The sequence below is a fragment of the Clostridiaceae bacterium genome (genome assembly GCA_012840395.1).
Classification (GTDB): Bacteria; Bacillota; Clostridia; order Acetivibrionales; family DULL01; genus DULL01.
This window is the reverse complement of the sequence record DULL01000006.1, coordinates 1-3,189: the sequence shown is the minus strand read 5'-3', so window position 1 is coordinate 3,189 and position 3,189 is coordinate 1. Positions and strand designations below refer to the sequence as shown.

General features: G+C 32.1%; 3 protein-coding genes and 1 pseudogene. 1 reads left to right on the top strand and 3 read right to left on the bottom strand.

Going from position 1 to position 3,189, the window contains the following annotated elements; translation table 11 throughout:
- Positions 1-14: 14 nt before the first annotated feature.
- Both GXX20_00505 and GXX20_00500 read right to left on the bottom strand, forming a co-directional pair.
- Positions 15-125: pseudogene (locus tag GXX20_00505) on the bottom strand (DNA primase).
- Positions 110-766, bottom strand: coding sequence for a hypothetical protein (locus tag GXX20_00500; protein ID HHW30148.1), 657 nt, complete (start codon positions 764-766; stop codon positions 110-112). The pseudogene GXX20_00505 and the gene GXX20_00500 overlap by 16 nt, the downstream one beginning before the upstream one ends.
- A 581-nt stretch (positions 767-1,347) precedes the next feature.
- Here GXX20_00500 and pfkB point away from each other — a divergent pair.
- Positions 1,348-2,286 carry a 1-phosphofructokinase gene (pfkB, locus tag GXX20_00495; protein HHW30147.1) on the top strand — a complete coding sequence of 313 codons (939 nt, stop codon included), beginning with the start codon at positions 1,348-1,350 and terminating at the stop codon, positions 2,284-2,286.
- 282 nt (positions 2,287-2,568) lie between these two features.
- On the opposite strand, the gene GXX20_00490 is transcribed toward pfkB, so the two are convergent.
- On the bottom strand, positions 2,569-3,189 hold a 621-nt coding region (locus GXX20_00490), incomplete at its 5' end, for a transcriptional regulator (GenBank protein ID HHW30146.1).

Genomic DNA, 3,189 nt, shown 5'->3' with positions numbered 1-3,189 from the left:
TTCGCGAAGCTGTACTAAACACATAAAAAACTTACGGGAAAGTCACTGGGTTTACATAAAAATTCCCCACCGGTGCCTGGGGAAAAAATTTTGCAAAAGTGGGGAGATCTCACTTGCAAAAAACAAAAAAACCGTCTATCGTAGTTGTTCTGTCATCGCTCATGGTTTTAAATCTTATATCCTTATCTTCTGAGTCTGAAAATTCTCTTTTTCCAGAAATATTTCGCAACAAGGTTAAAATAAGTTGGGAAAATAGATTGTTTATTGCAGTCATATACCCGATCTGCCTGTTTTCAAATTCAGATATAATTTCTTCTATTAATTTGATCTCTTTTATGCACGATTTCAATAAATAAAATTTGTTTATAATGTTTAAGCATTGAACAATTTTTGAAACTTTTCCACTGCTGGGATAGCACTCAAATCTAAAAATATATCTACATGATCCTTCATGTAAAGCGTTTCCCTTTGAATGGTAAATATTTGGGCCTATAATACAGCAGTTTCCGCTTCTCAGAATAATCTCTTCTCCATAAATGTTATCAATATAAAACTTATATTCTCCGGTTTTAATAATATGTACTTCGTAGGAAGCATGGTTATGAAGTGCAACAGGCCATGGCACTGACTCAAAAAAGTTTTTATCTAGCGAAATATAGAAATAAGTATCCTCTACTTTTACTGAACAGTTAAAAACGGTATTCTTAATGTTCTTATTCATATGGTTTTTATACAAATTATTTTTACTCATATGATTCTTATTCATAGCATCCTCTAATATAAACTTTCCAATGCTTTCTAATGCTTTCAAATACTTTCTAATAACTTCTACAAGTTTATTTAGATTAATTCTATCACATTATTATATATATAAAATACTGCATGCTTTTATAAAAATGCGTGAATAATACAATACTTTCATATCCATAAACTTTTATATACTGAGAAAAATAATATGTTTTCGGCAAAATAGAATCCGAGCATTTAGGTTCCGAAGAATTTCCAGTTTATCATTGACAACAAGCCTCTGTGAACATGATTTGATGTCAGGGATAATATGCATTTAAACCTTGTGATATCGCCTTCATACGGCTATCATATTCACTTCTCATTGTAAATGATTCGCTTCGCTAAACTGGAAATTCTTAATTTCTGCAATACTCGAAAGTTCAAGTTCCGAATACAAAATAATACAAAGCGCAGCCAATATAAAGTAATCATAAAGCGTTATACAGATAGTTTGTTGTCTATTTTCATAAAACAAATATTAATATAAAATATTAACAAGATGCAAAAATAAGCATGAAAATAAAGAAAATAAAAAGAAAACAAATAGAGGAAAAATAAATGATCTATACTATTACACTTAATCCTGCCGTAGATAAGACTATAGAAATAGATAATTTTGAAGTCGGAACTCTTAATAGAGTCTCATCCGTTAGACTAGATGCCGGCGGAAAAGGAATCAACGTTTCAAAAGTTATCCTAAGCCTTGGAGGAAAGAGTAAGGCTCTAGGAATTCTGGGAGGAATTTCTGGCAAGTTTATTAAAGAATATCTTGATCATTATGGTGTCGATAACGATTTTATCTTTATGGAAAAGGATACCAGAACCAATTTGAAAATAATTGATAAGGTCAGAAAAACCAATACAGATATTAATGAACCTGGTCCGGATGTTGATGTAAAATATATTGACATGCTGAAAGAAAAATTGTTTAGAATTCTGAATAAGGACTCTATAGTTGTTTTTTCAGGAAGTACTCCAAAAAACATACATAAAAATATATATTACCAATGGATAATGTCTGCAAAAGATATTGGAGCTAAGACAATATTAGATGCTGATGATGAACTACTAAAATATGGAGTTCAAGCCGGCCCTTTTCTTGTAAAACCTAACATAAATGAATTAGAGAAACTTTTTAATACTTCCGTAAAAAGTATTAAGCAGGCTGTAAATCTTGCCAGAAGTCTCATCAATAAGTACGGTATAGAAATTGTCGTAGTTTCTCTTGGAGAGAAAGGTGCACTTTTTCTGGATAAAACATGCTCTATCTTTTCAAGGGGCATAAAAGTTGATGTTAAAAGTACTGTTGGAGCCGGTGACGCTATGGTAGCTGCCCTAGCTCACTCCATTGATATGGGCTTAGGTTTTGATAAATCCGTAAAACTGGCAATGGCTACAGCAACAGCCAATGTTTTAACTTCAGGCACCCAACCTGCGGATTATTCCGAAATTGCCGAATTAGAAAAACAGATAACTTTTGAGTATATAGACTTTTGAGTATATGGCTCTTATTGGCTCTCAAGTACATGACTTTTAAATATATAGACATAAAAAATAAATATAGGCATAAAAAGAAACTCTCAGGTATACAGAATAATTATAACTATAATACTCATAAAACCTGTAAAGAACCCTTATGCAGAAACTTCACAAAGAAAAGCTTAAAATAAACTTTAAAATTTATAACAGCACTTTATTATCTTATTATATTGTACCTTAATTGTTTATATCCTATTATACATTTTTATACATTTTTGCTATTATGCTATTCTATCACATTTAAATTATTGGTAATGTGGAACCTCCATAGGGCATAACCAGCACCTTGGCATTATTGCCAAGCTGGTTAAATGCACATGTTATTGCGTCTTTTACATTAGTATATGGTTCAAGAAATAGTTTCCTTACAAAATCTGCTTCCATATCAGATACAAGAAATACTCGGGCTTTTCTTAAAACCATTGCAATAGCCGCTGCTTTATGTCCCCCAAGCTCAAATTTATTATGTATTTTAGTTATCATACTTTCGGATGATTCTGCTTCTAACATCCACCTTTCAAATACACTTTCTCCTAATCCTTCTTTGCACGAAGCCACAAGAATTATTATTCCTCCGTCCTTTACTGCATGAGCAGAGTTATCAAGAGCCTTTTGTGCCTGGTAAAGATTTATATCTTTTGGATATCCTCCTGGTGATACAATTACTATATCAGCTTTATCAGGTATTTTAACTTTATAAATTGAGTCCAGAAAACGGCAGCCTTCCCTGTGCGCTTTAATATAGTGCCCCGCGACTGCTTTAATTATATTTTTATTTTCATCCAGCACTACATTCAAGATAAAATCAATAGGAACAAAATCAGCCACTTCATCGATATCTTCCCGGACATGATTTCCTTC

Coding starts and splice junctions, on each gene's coding strand:
- GXX20_00500 (HHW30148.1), bottom strand. CDS start 766: ATGAATAAGAATCATATGAGTAAAAATAATTTGTATAAAAACCATATG.
- pfkB (HHW30147.1), top strand. CDS start 1,348: ATGATCTATACTATTACACTTAATCCTGCCGTAGATAAGACTATAGAA.